Source organism: Flavobacterium rhamnosiphilum, from assembly GCF_004349195.1.
Classification (GTDB): domain Bacteria; phylum Bacteroidota; class Bacteroidia; order Flavobacteriales; family Flavobacteriaceae; genus Flavobacterium; species Flavobacterium rhamnosiphilum.
Genome location: NZ_SMLG01000007.1, coordinates 115,433 through 131,288 on the forward strand (window position 1 = coordinate 115,433; position 15,856 = coordinate 131,288).

A 15,856-nucleotide genomic window follows, 5' to 3' on the forward strand; every position below is an offset into this window, starting at 1 on the left:
TTAATACCACATTTTAATTTATGTTATTTTCCCTAATTATACCAGTTTACAATCGTCCGGATGAAGTTGATGAACTTTTAGAAAGTTTATCTCATTCAACGTATAACGAAATTTTTGAAATTGTTATTATTGAAGATGGTTCTTCTATAGTTTGTAAAGATGTAGCTCAAAAATATGGTGACAGATTGGATATTTCCTATTATTTCAAGGAAAATTCAGGTCCTGGAGATTCCAGGAATTATGGTATGAAAAAGGCCAGAGGTGATTATTTTATCATTTTTGATTCGGATTGTATTATTCCAAAAGAGTATTTGTCAGAGGTTGATAAAGCTCTAAAACAAAATTATGTAGATTGTTTTGGAGGACCTGATAAGGCTTTAGACAGTTTCTCGGATATACAAAAAGCAATTAATTTTGCGATGACTTCGTTTCTGACCACCGGCGGAATTAGAGGAGGTTCAGAAAAAATAGATAAGTTTCAGCCTAGAAGTTTTAATATGGGATTATCTCGCAAAGCTTTTGAAGCATCAAAAGGTTTTGGGAATATTCATCCTGGTGAAGATCCGGATTTGTCTATCCGTTTGTGGAATTTAGGTTTTGAAACCAAACTTTTTCCCAATGCATTTGTATATCATAAGAGAAGAATTGATTGGGATAAATTTTCTATTCAGGTAAATAAATTTGGAAAAGCACGACCTATTCTGAATAGTTGGTATCCAAAATACAACAAGCTTACTTTTTTCTTTCCTTCGGTATTCATAATTGGATTTTTTAGTTCCTTTTTATTAATGTTGATTTTTAATTTTGATTTGCTGCTTCAATTGTATTTTGTTTACTTTTTGGTACTGTTTTTGGTGTCTTCGTATCAAAATAAGAGCTTAAAAATAGGGTATTTGTCATTGATAGCCGTTTGGAAACAATTTTATGGTTACGGAACGGGTTTTATAAAATCTTTTTATAAAATTATCATTTTGAAGCAAAAACCTCAAGAAGCTTTTCCTGAATTATTTTTCAAAGTTTAATATGACAAAAATAATTGGTTTAACTGGCGGTATCGGAAGTGGGAAAACCACCATTGCAAATTATTTTGAATCATTTGGTATTCCGGTATACATTGCTGATGACGAAGCCAGAAAAATTATGCAATCCTCAGAAATTATAGTAGCTATTAAAAACGTATTTGGCGATGCAGTTTTTGAAAACGAGCTATTGAATAGAGAAAAACTGGCTAAAATTGTATTCAATGACCCTGAAAAATTAGAAAAACTTAACAAAATTGTTCATCCTGCCGTAAAAAAGCATTTTGATCAATGGCTAATACAACATAAAAAAGTTTCTTATATTATTTACGAAGCCGCTATTTTATTTGAAAGTGGAGGTTATAAAAACTGTGATTTGATTATAACTGTCACAGCGCCAGTAGAATCAAGGATTCAGAGGGTTGTTGAACGTGATAAAACCACACGTGAACTTGTTTTAAAACGAATAAACGCACAATGGACTGATGAACAACGCATTTCAAAAAGCGATTTCATCATAGAAAATACTGCTATAGAAACTGCAAAATTACAAGTTGTTAAAATTCTTAAAATTTTAAAGATTAAACAAAAAGTGCTATAGGTGTTAATGTTTGGTTAATCTATTATTTAATATATTGTTAAAATACTAAATTTGTTTCGATGAATAAACTTTTTTTCAGATTACTTGTTTTATTGATGAGTCTGTCCTTAATTGGGATAATTCTTGTTCAAGTGTATTGGTTTAATACTTCATTCAAAAACAATGACGAGCAATTTAAATTTCATGTTAAGCAAGTTATTGGAAATGTGGCAGATAAGCTTCAAAAGCAAGAGGCATATAGTTTTTATGATAAAATAAATCATTATAAAGACAGTACAGGAAAAGTACCTGAAAAGGATGATATATTAGAGTTTTATTATGTTCAAAAAAATCCCAGAACAAATAAAACCATCATATATTCTAACAGTATAATTTCGGAAGATTATAATATTTCACCAACGTTCTTTGATAAAAAATTTGATAGTGAAAAATTCAAGAGCTTTAGTTCCAAACGTGTAACTAAAGTTTACAATAATAATTCAATGGATAAATCAGGTCTGAATCAAAGTTTGATCCCTGATGTCAGTATTGAAAAATCAGGAAATCTTGCTATTTTAGACAATGTCCTTTTTGAAATTTCAGCCAAGGATGTATTGTCTGCAATGCCACTTGATGAACGTGTTTCCAGTGATGTTTTGCAAAAACTCATTAAAAAAGAATTAGAGGAATATGGTATTGAAACAAGATTTGAGTTTGGTATTTACAGCAATAATTTGGCTACCAAAATTAAATCTAATGCGTTTAAATATGATAAAGATGCCACCTATTCAATTCCTATTCTTACGGATAATGAAGGGAACACGAAATACCAATTGTTGGTAACTTTTCCTCTAAAAAAGAAATTTTTATTGTCAGAACTCGTTAGTGTAACAGTTCTTTCTATTGTTTTTACACTGATTATTTTAATTGCGTATACAAGTGCATTGAATCAATTAATTCGTCAACGCCAAATTTCTGAAATCAAAAACGATTTCATTAATAATATGACACACGAGTTTAAAACTCCAATTGCAACTATCAATCTAGCTTTGGATGCGATTAGAAATCCAAAAATAATAGATGATAAAGAGAAGGTTTTGCGATACCTTCAAATGATTAAGGATGAAAATAAACGGATGCATGCACAAGTTGAAAATGTATTGCGAATCTCTAAATTAGAAAAGAGAGAATTAGATATTACCAAAGAATCGAATAATATTCATGAGATTATTGAAGATGCAATAGATCATGTGAATTTGATTTTAGAAGACAGGCAAGGAACAATTACCTGCCATCTTAAAGCCATTAGAACCACAGTTTTAATCAATGATGTTCATTTTACCAATGTCATTGTGAATATTTTAGAAAATGCGATAAAATACTCGCCTAATGTTCCTGAAATTGAAATTTTCACTGAAAATATCAAAGATATGGTCATTATCAAAGTAAAAGATAGTGGACTGGGAATGAGCAAAATAGCTCAAAAAAGAATTTTTGAAAAATTCTACAGAGAGCATACCGGAGACATTCATAATGTTAAAGGACACGGTTTAGGTTTAGCTTACGTAAAGAGAATTGTTGATGACCATAACGGTCAAGTATATGTAGAAAGTGAAAAGGGAAAAGGGAGTACCTTCATAATAAAATTACCATTAATAAATTAGAATATGGAAAATGTAAATAAAAAAATACTTTTAGTTGAAGATGACCTTAATTTTGGAGCAGTTTTAAAAGATTATTTAATGCTAAATGATTTTGATGTCACTTTGGCCAAAAATGGAATGGAAGGATTCGAAAAATTCAAAAAGGATACTTATGATTTATGTATTCTGGATGTAATGATGCCTTATAAAGACGGTTATACTTTGGCGAAAGAAATCAGAGAAAAAAATAATGAAGTGCCAATTATATTCTTAACAGCAAAATCGATGAAAGAAGATGTGTTGAAAGGATATAAAGCGGGTGCTGACGATTACTTGAATAAACCTTTTGATTCGGAAGTATTGTTGATGAAAATCAAAGCGATAATTCAAAGAAAATCATCGGATACTAAAGCAGAACAAGTACAATTTGAATTTAATATTGGTAAATTTCATTTGAATTCAAAACTTCGTTTTTTAACTTTTAATAATGAAGAACCAATAAAATTATCTCCAAAAGAGAATGAATTATTGAAAATGTTAATTCTTCACGAAAATGATTTGATGCCAAGAGAATTGGCATTGACGAAAATTTGGAGAGATGATAACTATTTTACTTCCAGAAGTATGGATGTGTACATCGCTAAGTTAAGAAAGTATTTGAAACTGGATGAAGATGTGGAAATTTTAAACATCCACGGAGAAGGATTCAGATTAGTTGTTAAGAATAAAGTAGCAGAATAAATAGATATAAGCCTCAAGAAATTGAGGCTTTTTTTTTGGAGCGAAAGGACGTATTTTATTTCCAGTTTAATTGTAAAGCGAAACTCGTTTTGTCTTCTTTTGTAATACTAAAAACAGTTTCACTTTCAGAAATGCTTTCATGAATAATCACTTTGTCTTTTAATGATAATTCCTTTAAGAAATTCATTTCAAAACTTTCAATTTTTTGATTCAGGATTAATTTTTCATCAACCAGATCCAAACACCATTCTAAATATTTGACATTATTGACATGATTTACAATGTCTAGATCGGATAAAAATACATTTCTTTCAAAAACTATTTCTTTCTCATGATTGAAGTTAATTTTAGAAAAACCTTCTAGAGTAGCTCTTTTTTCGGGATATAATTCAAAATGTTCAAACGGTAAAGCCAATCCTTCCGGCCGACGCTTTTTAGTATTAAAAACAGCCCAAAAAGTCTCAGAGCCTACAATTTTTTCTCCATTTACGTGCATTTCCAGCGCCCGTACTGAACGGGAATTCTCCAAGGAATTGATCCATGTTTTCACGGTTACAGTATCTCCCCATTTTGGTAATTTGGTGATTTCAACACGCATTCTACTCAAAACCCATGCTTGGTCAAATTCCTGCATGTCAGTAAAACTAATACCGCCAATTTCTGAATGTGCCGCAGCCGTTAATTGTAAAATATTACACAAATCAGTGTATTTTAAAAATCCATTTGGAGCGCATTGTGTAAAATTGATTTCCCAGTCTTTGCTAAGAATGGAAGTGAAATTTGAAGTTATTGGCATATAAATTAGTATGAATTTGTATTTTTAGTTTTATTTTTTTGAATGGATGTAATCCACAATAGTTTCATACGGAGTTTCAAAATCAAACCATTTGGTATTTTCATTTCTTTTGAACCAAGTCAATTGGCGTTTAGAAAATCTTCGGGTGTTTTTCTTTATTTCTTCTATGGCAAATTCCAACGAAATTTCTCTATCAAAATAGTTAAATAACTCTCTGTAACCAACCGTTTGCAGTGCATTCAACTCTTTATCTGGAAATAATGTTTTAGCTTCAGCCAATAGTCCTTCGTTCATCATGATGTCAACGCGTTGATTGATTCGGCTGTAAATAATCTTTCTGTCAGCTTCAAGACCTATTAAAATAGGGGTGAAGTTTCGGCTGTTTTTTTTCAGGTTTAAAAAAGATGAATACGGTTTTCCTGAACCCAGACACACTTCTACAAAGCGCATCATGCGTTGTGGATTTTGTAAGGTTTGTGGATTTTCGACAGTCAAACTTTTATAATAGTCAGGATCTAAAACTTCAAGCTTTTGTTGCAAATATCCGATTCCTAGTTTTTCATAATTAATGGTTATTTCAGTACGAACTGAAGTGTCTATTTCTGGAAATTCATCAAAACCTTTTAGAATTGCATCAACATACAATCCGGAACCACCAACTAAAATGGCATAATCATTGGTCAAAAATAATTCGTCAAGTTTAGCAATAGCTTCTTTCTCGAAATCACCAACGGTATAATTCTCGAATATGGATTTGTTTTGGATGAAATGATGGGTAGCCGCTTCTAACTCGGCTTTGTTTGGTACAGCTGTTCCAATGGTCATTTCCTTGAAAAACTGTCTGCTGTCACAGGAAATAATATCACATTTAAAATAATTGGCTAATACAATACTCAAGGAAGTTTTGCCTATGGCCGTGGGTCCGATAATGGTTATTAAGTATTTCATATTTTTTAGCCCAGATGGAAACGGAAACCCCGGAGTTATGAAAGTTTGTTTTTCTTGGTGTAAAAGAGCGACCAAAGGAAGCTCCTTTTATGCCTTAGAAAAACAACTGGAATAACGAGGAGTTGCAGTGTACAGCTGGAATTGCTTCAAATTAATATTATTTTAAATCTTTGCCACAATGATAGCAGTATTTTGCATTATGTTCATGTCCTTCGGTACCACAATTAGCACACGGATCAATTCTTTCTTCTCTTGGTTTTTTGCGATTGCTGTTTGCAAATTCAGCAGAAACAATTCCTGTAGGAACCGCAATAATACCGTAACCCATTATCATTACTATCGATGCGATGGCTTGTCCTAGCGGTGTTATAGGCGAAATATCTCCATATCCTACTGTTGTCAGTGTTACGATGGTCCAATAAATACTGATGGGAATGCTGGTAAAACCGCCCTCTTTTCCTTCGACGATGTACATTACAGAACCTATTATGATGCTGCTGATTAACATGAAATAAATGAAAATAAGTATTTTGCCTCTACTGGCAATCAATGCTTCTTTTAGATGAGTGGATTGACTTGAGAATTTTGGATGTTTCAAAATCTTAAATAATCGCAATAATCGTAAAGCTCTGACAACTGTTAAAACGCTGGTTCCAACAATAAATAAGGAGAAATACATGGGTAATGTTGCTATCAAATCAATTATTCCATAAAAACTAAAGATGTATTTCAATGGTTTTTTGATGGATATAATTCTAAGAAGGTATTCTAAGGTGAAGAAAATGGTTATAATCCATTCTAATACTATAAGTTCATAATGGTACTTGGTATCAAAACCTTTGACCGTTTCGAGCATAACTATAATGACACTCAATAGAATAACACCTAAAAGAATAAGGTCAAATAATCTTCCTGAAGCGGTATTCGTACCGTAAATTACGACATTAGTTCTATATCTAAAAGTGTCAAATTTTGACTTTAATCTTTGCATAATTATGTTGTAATTATTAGCATGCGATTAGAATTTTACGATTTTCAGTGTTTTACTTTTTCGAACATGACCTTGAATGATATTACGTATATCCCTATTGTTTTGCATGGGAATGATAATGTTTTTAAGGATTTCGATGTTGTTTATTTGATAGTTTAAGTCATAGAAAGCATAGCCTTTATAAATTCCGTTTTCAATTAAAACTGCGCTGCGTTCATTGATGGTTCTTCCTCGGTCAACAAGTACCATATTTTGATTTTCGAAACTATTCTTTTCTATAAATCCCTGAACTCTTGCGTTATATTCTTCAGCGGAAATCTCACCAATACAAGCACCATCACATTCTTTTATATTGTATTGAAAACAGTTTGTTTTTGAAACATATAAACCGGTAAGTTTTTGACACAAATTATAATGGGATGTTATTCTGAACAACGCATTTTTACCTTCTTGCAAGGAAGTAAAGGAAGTGATTTCTTTTTTTCGGCCGTCCGCTTTTTGAAGTTTTAGGTTCAGATAACCATTTTTATCTTTTTCAGCGTATAAAGCCAATTGGGAAATATTTTTTCTTTGTCCTCGGTTATGAATTGGTTTGTTGATTTTTATTTCTTCACTTTCTTTCAATAAAGCGATCAATTCACTTCCGGTTTCATCATACGTTACCGTGAAAACTTCGGCTTGTATCTTCTTGCATTTTGTGGAAGTCCCTGTAAAATGCTGATTGACACGTTTTTTTATGTTTCGGCTTTTGCCAATATAGATCAGATTCCCTTTTTCATTGTGAATATAATAGATGCCTGTTTTAGCGGGTAAACTAGAAACAATATCCAATAATTTTGGAGCGATTCCTTTTTCGATTTCCAGCTTTATAAAATCTTTTACAATTTCTTTTTCTAAATCTTTCTCCAAAAGTATTTTAAATAATTTCACTGTCGCCAAAGCATCACCACTTGCACGATGTCTGTCAGCCATTGGGATTCCAAGAGCACGGACCAGTTTTCCTAAACTATGGGATGGTTGCTCTGGTAATAATTTTTTTGATAATTCAACTGTACAAAGTGTTCTGGCTTCAAAATCATACCCTAATCGTCGGAATTCAGTTCTTAATATTCGGTAATCAAAAGAGGCATTATGAGCGACAATAACACAATCATTTGTCATTTCGATGATGCGTTTTGCAACTTCAAAAAACTTGGGAGCAGATTGTAACATGGCATTATTAATACCAGTAAGTTTCACTACAAATGGCTGAATTGGAATTTCGGGATTTACCAAACTAATGAATTGATCCACCACTTCATGACCATCAAATTTATAGATGGCGATTTCAGTGATTCCTTCTTCGTTGAATTGTCCTCCAGTAGTTTCTATGTCTAGTATTGCGTACATTTTTAATGTCAATTTCAAAAATCAATAGCAATAGCAATTTCAAAAATAAATTACAATAACAAAGTCAATATTAAAATCAAATATCAATTTTAAAAATCTAAAAAATTGAATATTGTAATTGCTATTGTAATTGCTATTGAAAAAATATTGTTATTGCCATTGTAATTCTTATTGAATTATTTTTTATTGTTTATCATTTTTGAAGCAATTGCAATAAGTTCTTCAACTTCTGTCAAAAGCCACTTTCTTTCTTCTAAATCTCCTGCTTTTATATAATCAAGAACTTTTAATGAATTTCTGGACTCTTTGAGTTCCTTAACGGAAAGAGAAACTTTAAACATAAAATCTTTACTGGTTATTGTTCCTTGAGCCTCTCCATAATTTAGTGAAGAACTTCCAGATGATCTTATCAGTTGGTTTTTATAATATTCAATTTCATAAGACTTTTCTAATTTTCTAACAAAGAAAATACATTCACCTGCAAATCTAACTAAACGGTCTTCAAAATTGTAGATTTTATCAAAATTAGGTTCGTTTACTTGCATTTTTATTGAAATTGAGTTCTGTTATTCCTAATTTCTTCCCCCAAAGATACTACTTCCTATTCGAACCATTGTGCTTCCGCATTCAATTGCAAGTTGATAATCTCCGGACATTCCCATGGAGAGAATGGTAAATTGTGAATTATGAATTGTGAATTGATCAAAAATAGATTTCAAATGAGTGAATTCTTTCTTGATTTGATCTTTATGGTCTGTAAAAGTAGCCATGCCCATTAATCCAACAATTCGAATATTTTTCAGTTCTTGGAATTCATTTGAGGATAGAAGTGAAGCGAGTTCTTCCTCGTCAAGACCAAATTTAGTTTCCTCTTCTGCAATATGTATTTGTAATAAACAATCGATGATTCTATTGTGTTTTAGCGCCTGTTTGTTAATTTCCTGTACTAATTTCAAACTATCGACTCCATGAATCAAGCTCACAAATTGTGCCATAAATTTGACTTTATTTGTTTGAACGTGACCTATCATGTGCCACTGAATGTCTTTGGGCATTTGTTCCCATTTCTCGGCCATTTCCTGGATTTTGTTTTCTCCAAAAATGCGTTGGCCGGCTTCATACCCTTCCATTAAATCTGAAACAGGTTTGGTTTTAGAAACTGCAACTAAGGTTACGTGTTCCGGTAATGTAGATTTTATCTTGAGTAAGTTGTTCGATATTGACATTTTAATGTTTTGATTTTAAAGCGTTGCTAAAACCTAAAGTTCATAAACGACTAGTCCGCTTCTAAACTTTGGTTCAATATACGTGCTTTTTGGAGGCATAATTAGATTGGCATCGGCCAATGCTTTTATTTCTCCAATGTTTGATGGAAATAATATGAAACCGATTTCGAATTCTCCTTGATCAATTTTATTTTTCACCTCTAAAACGGATTGTTTTCCTGAAAGATATTCTATTCGTTCGTCATTGCGTAAATCTTCAATGGCTAGAATTGGCAGCAACACTTTCTTGTATAAAATTTGTGTATCTAAACTATCCAATGCTGTTTTGAAAACTTCATTTTCTTTTCGCAAAATTAAGCTGTAAAACTCATTGTCAAGATACATTCCGAACTGATGCTTTTGAGAAGGCTGAAAAGGTTGTTGGAATTTGTTTTCAACAATGAAATTCTTTTCTAATTCTTTTATGAAATCTTCTTTCGAGAAACCGTTTAAATCTTTTACTAAACGATTGAATTCGTATATTTTGACATTGTTTTCGGAAATTAAATAGCTCAGGATATGATTTTTGGACGTGTTTTCTGGATCATCATTTTCCTCGGATAATAATTTCAGTGCTTCGGTACGATGGTGACCATCAGCAATGTAAAGATTATTTGTTTTTTCAAATATGTTTTGTAGCCAATTGATTTCTAATGCATCTTCAATTTTCCACAGATAATGAATCTCTTTTTTTGTGGTTGAAAATTCAAAATCAGCTAATTTTTGGGTACAATTAAAAATCCAGTTTTCAATCGTTTTATTATCTGGATATGTCATTAAAACAGGTTCTGTATTGAACTCCGAATATTTCATATATTCTTTTAGTAATCGGACTCTGAAAGCAATAATATCTTCATGTTTTTTGATGATATTATTACGATAATCTTCTACGCTTGTTCCCGCAATAATTCCTGTGAATGATTGTGTTTTGGTAACAATTTTATGAATATAAATGGCAGGTTTTTTGTCTTTTACTAAAATGATTTCATTTTTGAAATCCTCATATTTTTGATGTACTTGTCGGTATCTTTTTTCAAAAGAAACGCTTTCCTGATTGGTATAAGCTGGTTTTAAAATATGCAAAAAAGACAACGGATTGAAATCCAATTGTGCTGCTAATTCAGCATTTACATATTCTTCATAAGAACGACAAGTGACAAGACAAACCTTATCACGAGTAGGACGAACTGCTTTGAAAGGAACTATTTTAGCCATAATTATGTCAAAAGTCAAAAGTCAAAAGTCGAGAGTTTAAAGTAATTAACTTCAGACTCTCAACTTTTAAACATAGAGACTATATAAATTGTTTAGAAATTTTCTCTGCTTTTTTGCTTTCAGAATAATCGTAGAAACCTTCGCCAGATTTCACACCCATTTTTCCTGCACGAACCATATTTACCAGTAATGGACAAGGCGCATATTTTGGGTTTTTGAAACCGTCGTACATTACATTTAAAATGGCTAAACATACATCAAGACCAATAAAATCGGCTAATTGTAAAGGTCCCATTGGGTGTCCCATTCCGAGTTTCATAACAGTGTCAATTTCATAAACACCTGCCACTTTATTGTATAATGTTTCGATAGCTTCGTTGATCATTGGCATCAAAATTCTATTAGCAACAAAACCAGGATAATCGTTTACTTCAACAGGTGTTTTTCCTAATTTCTCGGAAAGATTCATGATGATTTTTGTCACTTCGTCAGAAGTATTATAACCACGAATAATTTCTACCAGTTTCATGATAGGCACCGGATTCATAAAGTGCATTCCGATAACACGTTCCGGATGCGCGACAACTGCTCCAATTTGAGTAATCGAAATGGAAGAAGTATTGGTTGCCAAAATCGTATTGTGAGAACAAGCCTCGTTTAATTGTTTGAAGATATTTAGTTTTAGTTCTACATTTTCAGTTGCAGCTTCAACCACTAAATCTACTCCAACAACACCATCTTTAATATCTGTATAAGTGATAATATTGGTGATCGTTTTAGCTTTGTCTTCTTGGGTGATGCTCCCTTTTGCAATCATTCGGTCTAAATTAGCGGCGATTGTTGCCATTCCTTTATCCAAAGATTTCTCTGAAACATCTATTAATTTTACGGTAAAACCACTTTGTGCAAAGGTGTGGGCGATTCCATTCCCCATTGTTCCTGCTCCGATTACGGCTATTGTTTTCATTCTTATTTTGGATTAAAATATTGTAATTTTTGGATTTAAAGATTATTTCTTGAAACAATCAATAATTTGGTACGCTACTCTTAAGGCTTCAGTTGCTTGTTCCAATGTCACCACAGGAGTAGTGTTATTGTTGATGGCATCTGCAAAAGATTCCAGTTCATCAAGAATTGCGTTGTTTTGTTCTACATCTGGATTGGAGAAGTAGATTTGTTTTTTTACGCCTTCAGCATTTTGTAAAATCATATCAAAATCACCGGGAACTTCCGGAGCATCTTTCATTTTTACCACTTCACATTTCTTTTCTAAGAAATCAACCGAGATGTAAGCGTCTTTTTGGAAAAAACGAGATTTACGCATGTTTTTCATCGAAATTCTGCTCGCCGTTAAATTAGCAACACAACCGTTTTCGAATTCTATTCTCGCATTAGCAATATCCGGTGTATCACTGATAACCGAAACGCCACTGGCATTTATATTTTTTACTTTTGATTTTACAACGCTCAAAATAGCATCAATATCATGAATCATCAAATCTAAAACTACGGGAACATCGGTTCCACGAGGATTGAATTCGGCAAGACGATGGGTTTCAATAAACATTGGGTTTTCGATCATGTTTTTGGTAGCGATAAATGCTGGATTGAAACGCTCCACATGTCCAACTTGGCCTTTGACATTATACTCTTTTGCTAAGGCGATAATTTCTTCGGCTTCTTCCACCGTATTTGAAATTGGTTTTTCAATAAAAACATGCTTGCCAGATTTGATGGCTACTTTGGCACATTTGTAATGAGAAAGAGTTGGTGTAACAATATCAATTACATCAACTGCATGAATAAGAGTTGCAATTGTGCTAAAATGTTTATAACCAAATTCTTTAGAAACCTTTTCGGCATTCTCTTGATTTGGGTCATAAAAACCAACTAATTCATATTTATCAGATTGTTGTAATAAACGCAAATGTATTTTTCCTAGATGACCAGCACCTAATACTCCAATTTTCAGCATAACGATGTAATTTTTACAAAAATAGCAATAAAATGATTAATCTATTATTGATATGAGACAATTATTCAGTTAATTTAAAATTTAAAATCCAACATTTGAATTCAGAAATTGTTTTCTATTTTTGCCAAAATAAAATAGTAAATTTTGAAAGACACAGCCAAGCATCAAGGACTTCGGAATCAATTAGTAAGCGTTTTAGAACAAAAAGGGATTACTGATAAAAGTGTTTTGGATGCGATAAAAAAGATTCCAAGACATTTATTTTTAAATTCCAGTTTTGAAGATTATGCTTATCAAGATAAAGCATTTCCTATTGGAGCTGGTCAAACGATATCGCAACCATACACCGTAGCTTTTCAATCTCAATTATTAGAAGTAAAAAAAGAACATAAAATTTTAGAAATAGGAACAGGTTCTGGATATCAAACAGCTGTTTTATGTTTGTTAGGAGCCAAAGTATTTAGCGTTGAAAGACAAAAAGAATTGTTTAAACAAACTTCTGTTTTATTTCCAAAACTGAATATTCGTCCCAAACATCTTTCTTTTGGAGATGGTTATAAAGGATTACCAAGTTACGCTCCTTTTGATAGTATTATTGTTACTGCGGGCGCTCCATTTATTCCACAGCCTTTGATGGCACAGCTAAAAATAGGAGGAAGGCTCGTTATCCCGTTAGGAGAAGAGGTACAAATTATGACTTTGTTAATTAGAAAAAATGAGACGCAATTTGAGAAACATGAGTTTGGTGAATTTAGATTCGTTCCTTTATTAGAAGATAAAAATTAAATAAAAACCCGCTAATCAGCGGGTTTTTTATTGACCAATAATATTTAAATACCGTTCCAGGCTTTCTTTTTCCATTTGAGCGATGAACAATAAAAAATCTTCTTTATTATTTTTAGTTTGGGCTGTTTCCAGCGCTTGGTAATAGTGCATCCTACTATCATAATCACCTTTTATATTAGCAATGATGTAGCCATGTTGTAATAAAATCAAGTTCATAACCAAACGTGAAGTCCTGCCATTTCCATCAATAAATGGATGAATAGTGACTAGTCGTTCGTGCATTTCAGCAGCCAAAACTATAGGATGAAGACTTGATTTATTGGTTTCATACCAAATAAAAAAATCCTCCATTTCTTTGGCAACCAGAAAAGGTTGTGGTGGCATATGGCTGCTTCCTTGAATCATCACCTGCACTTTTCTATAGCGACCCGCATCTTCAGGATGAATTCCTCTCAAAATAAGATTATGAATAGACAGTACTTCGCGTTCATTTATGGAACTATTTCTTTGCATTAAATCTTTGATGTATGCAATCGCTTCTTGATGATTAATCACTTCAAGATGTTCTCGCATACTTTTTCCTGATATCGTTAAACCTTCATTGATAACCAAATCGGTTTCACGTAACGTCATTGTATTTCCTTCGATACGGTTACTTTCAAATGTGTATTCTAATTCTAAAGCTTGTGCAATGCGATAGCTGTCAAATTGACGAAACCCATCTAGTTTTGTCTTTAATATATCAATTTCATCTAAAATTTTCTGAAGTGTAGTAGATAATTTTTTCTTTGAAGGTTTACTTTGATACCTTACTTCTTGTTCAGCAACCAATAATGCTTTTAACGCAAATTCATCTTCACCAATTTCGTAAAGAATTTTTTCTTTAAGCCAGATGACCATTATTGTTTCTAAATCTATTTCCAATAATGATGCTAGTTTTATAACTTGCTCTCTAGTAGGCTTTCTGGTTCCGCTTTCAAATTTACTTATTAAGGCTTGATCAATTCCTAAAAGTTGAGCCACTTCTCTAGTTTTGAGTCCTTTTTGTTCTCTTGCATTTTTGAGTAGTGTTTTCATTTTTAAAAATGTTTTTAATTGTCTTGACAAATTTAGTCATTTTTTTAAGTAAAAAATAATTTATTCAATACTCTTTTAATTTAAAATGATTTTTTGATTCTTTCTAAGTCGCGTTTGGTATCTTGTTCTTTAAGAGATTCACGCTTGTCGTAGGTCTTTTTACCTTTACAAAGACCAATTTGTAGTTTAGCCATTCCTTTCTCATTGGTAAACAATTTCAAGGGAACTATGGTTAATCCTTTGGCTTGAACACTTTTTAGCAAACCTTTTAATTCTCTTTTATTCAAAAGTAATTTACGTTCGCTTCTGGCTTTGTGGTTAAATTGATTACCAAAAGTATATTCTTCAATATAGGTATTTATCGCAAAAAGTTCATTATTGCTAAACTCACAAAAACTCTCTGTGATGTTCGCTTTTCCTAATCGAATGGATTTGATTTCGGTACCAGCTAAAACAATTCCAGCAGTAAATGTTTCGATTATTTCATAGTCAAACCGAGCTCTTTTGTTTAATATATTTATTGTTTTTAGCATAGTTTGCAAATGTATAATAAAATTGAAAGTTTATCCAGTAATAAGCCCTAAAATAAGTGTAAATATTTTTCAAACTATGATTTATATCAGTTAATAATGAAAGGCTCAAGCCTAAATTTGTTCAACAATTTAAACCAAAGTTAAAATGAAAAAAATTATCTTAGCCTTTATGGCAGTGTCCTTTTTGACATTAAATGCACAAGCCCAAGAACAAAATAGCACTCAAGATTTCAAAAAATGGCAGGCCCGTATTAGAGGAATTGCAGTTATCCCATATGAAAGTGCCAAAATCGGAATTATTGGAGGTGATGTTTCTATTTCAAATACATTTGTTCCGGAATTGGACTTTACCTATTTTTTTACAAAGAATTTTGCAGCCGAGTTAATTCTGGGAACTACAAAACACGATGTTAATACTGTTGGTTCAGATATTTCTGCAATTGGCGGACCAAATAACATCAATGTAGATTTAGGAAATGTTTGGTTATTACCGCCAACATTAACCTTGCAATACCATTTTACACCTTTTGAAGAAAAAGTATTTAAACCTTATGTTGGTGCTGGGGTCAATTATACTATTTTCTACAACGTAGAGGATGGAAATACAGTTAAAAATGTTAGTTATAAAAATAATGTCGGTTATGCTTTCCAAGTGGGTTTTGATTTAATGTTGAACGACACCTTCTTTATCAATGTTGATGCTAAAAAAATATTTCTAAAAACAGATGTAACTGTTGATGCTTCAAATTTATCAGCAGGACTCAGTATTCCTGCAGAAGTAACCATTAATCCATTGATTTTAGGAATGGGCTTTGGAATGAAATTTTAAAATTTCACTCGGAATCTACAAAAATGCAAAAAGTCACTACCATTCGATAGTGACTTTTTTTATAATTGT

At 32.1% G+C, this 15,856-nt stretch carries 17 protein-coding genes; 6 read left to right on the top strand and 11 right to left on the bottom strand.

The features are described 5' to 3' along the window. The first annotated feature begins 20 nt into the window (after nt 1-20). From E0I26_RS10715 to E0I26_RS10730, 4 genes are read left to right on the top strand one after another with little or no spacing between them, the layout of a single operon-like run. Nucleotides 21-1,022, top strand: a complete 1,002-nt coding sequence (locus tag E0I26_RS10715; RefSeq protein ID WP_131916471.1) for a glycosyltransferase — start codon at nt 21-23, stop codon at nt 1,020-1,022. Nucleotide 1,023: 1 nt separating this feature from the next. Then, nucleotides 1,024-1,620, top strand: coding sequence for a dephospho-CoA kinase (gene coaE, locus E0I26_RS10720; RefSeq protein WP_131916472.1), 597 nt, complete (start codon nt 1,024-1,026; stop codon nt 1,618-1,620). Between the two features lie 59 nt (nt 1,621-1,679). Beyond that, nucleotides 1,680-3,263, top strand: coding sequence for a sensor histidine kinase (locus E0I26_RS10725; RefSeq protein WP_131916473.1), 1,584 nt, complete (start codon nt 1,680-1,682; stop codon nt 3,261-3,263). A 3-nt stretch (nt 3,264-3,266) separates the two neighbouring features. Next, complete coding sequence (locus tag E0I26_RS10730; protein WP_091170468.1) at nt 3,267-3,983, top strand: response regulator transcription factor; 717 nt, start codon at nt 3,267-3,269, stop codon at nt 3,981-3,983. A gap of 55 nt (nt 3,984-4,038) precedes the next feature. Here E0I26_RS10730 and E0I26_RS10735 read toward each other — a convergent pair whose 3' ends face one another. The 9 genes from E0I26_RS10735 to E0I26_RS10775 all read right to left on the bottom strand — a co-directional run bounded on the left by E0I26_RS10735 (nt 4,039) and on the right by E0I26_RS10775 (nt 12,562). Then, nucleotides 4,039-4,779, bottom strand: coding sequence for an acyl-[acyl-carrier-protein] thioesterase (locus E0I26_RS10735; RefSeq protein WP_131916474.1), 741 nt, complete (start codon nt 4,777-4,779; stop codon nt 4,039-4,041). Between the two features lie 30 nt (nt 4,780-4,809). Further along, complete coding sequence (gene miaA / locus E0I26_RS10740; RefSeq protein ID WP_131916475.1) at nt 4,810-5,727, bottom strand: tRNA (adenosine(37)-N6)-dimethylallyltransferase MiaA; 918 nt, start codon at nt 5,725-5,727, stop codon at nt 4,810-4,812. Between the two features lie 157 nt (nt 5,728-5,884). Then, nucleotides 5,885-6,718 (bottom strand): ion transporter, encoded by an 834-nt coding sequence (locus E0I26_RS10745; protein WP_131916476.1) that lies wholly within the window; start codon nt 6,716-6,718, stop codon nt 5,885-5,887. A gap of 27 nt (nt 6,719-6,745) precedes the next feature. Continuing rightward, entirely contained in the window at nt 6,746-8,107 is a 1,362-nt protein-coding gene (locus tag E0I26_RS10750) for an exonuclease domain-containing protein (RefSeq protein WP_131916477.1), read from the bottom strand. A 176-nt stretch (nt 8,108-8,283) separates the two neighbouring features. Continuing rightward, nucleotides 8,284-8,652, bottom strand: a complete 369-nt coding sequence (locus E0I26_RS10755) for a four helix bundle protein (protein WP_131916478.1) — start codon at nt 8,650-8,652, stop codon at nt 8,284-8,286. A 27-nt stretch (nt 8,653-8,679) separates the two neighbouring features. Further along, the gene (locus E0I26_RS10760) at nt 8,680-9,333 is read right to left on the bottom strand and encodes a YggS family pyridoxal phosphate-dependent enzyme (protein ID WP_131916479.1); all 654 of its coding nucleotides are present in this window, start codon (nt 9,331-9,333) and stop codon (nt 8,680-8,682) included. 33 nt (nt 9,334-9,366) lie between these two features. After that, nucleotides 9,367-10,587, bottom strand: a complete 1,221-nt coding sequence (locus E0I26_RS10765; RefSeq protein WP_131916480.1) for a DUF1015 domain-containing protein — start codon at nt 10,585-10,587, stop codon at nt 9,367-9,369. A 79-nt stretch (nt 10,588-10,666) separates the two neighbouring features. Next, nucleotides 10,667-11,554 (bottom strand): 3-hydroxyacyl-CoA dehydrogenase family protein, encoded by an 888-nt coding sequence (locus E0I26_RS10770; RefSeq protein ID WP_099715112.1) that lies wholly within the window; start codon nt 11,552-11,554, stop codon nt 10,667-10,669. A 42-nt stretch (nt 11,555-11,596) separates the two neighbouring features. Further along, complete coding sequence (locus E0I26_RS10775) at nt 11,597-12,562, bottom strand: Gfo/Idh/MocA family protein (RefSeq protein WP_091170433.1); 966 nt, start codon at nt 12,560-12,562, stop codon at nt 11,597-11,599. 144 nt (nt 12,563-12,706) lie between these two features. Here E0I26_RS10775 and E0I26_RS10780 point away from each other — a divergent pair, with 144 nt between their 5' ends. Then, a complete protein-coding gene (locus tag E0I26_RS10780; protein ID WP_131916481.1) occupies nt 12,707-13,348 on the top strand; it encodes a protein-L-isoaspartate(D-aspartate) O-methyltransferase in 642 nt (213 codons plus the stop codon). A 27-nt stretch (nt 13,349-13,375) separates the two neighbouring features. On the opposite strand, the gene E0I26_RS10785 is transcribed toward E0I26_RS10780, so the two are convergent. Both E0I26_RS10785 and smpB read right to left on the bottom strand, forming a co-directional pair. After that, nucleotides 13,376-14,425 (bottom strand): Fic family protein, encoded by a 1,050-nt coding sequence (locus tag E0I26_RS10785; protein WP_131916482.1) that lies wholly within the window; start codon nt 14,423-14,425, stop codon nt 13,376-13,378. A gap of 80 nt (nt 14,426-14,505) precedes the next feature. Then, nucleotides 14,506-14,958, bottom strand: a complete 453-nt coding sequence (gene smpB, locus E0I26_RS10790) for an SsrA-binding protein SmpB (protein ID WP_131916483.1) — start codon at nt 14,956-14,958, stop codon at nt 14,506-14,508. Nucleotides 14,959-15,103: 145 nt separating this feature from the next. Here smpB and E0I26_RS10795 point away from each other — a divergent pair, with 145 nt between their 5' ends. Further along, the gene (locus E0I26_RS10795; protein WP_131916484.1) at nt 15,104-15,787 is read left to right on the top strand and encodes an OmpW/AlkL family protein; all 684 of its coding nucleotides are present in this window, start codon (nt 15,104-15,106) and stop codon (nt 15,785-15,787) included. Nucleotides 15,788-15,856 lie beyond the last annotated feature (69 nt).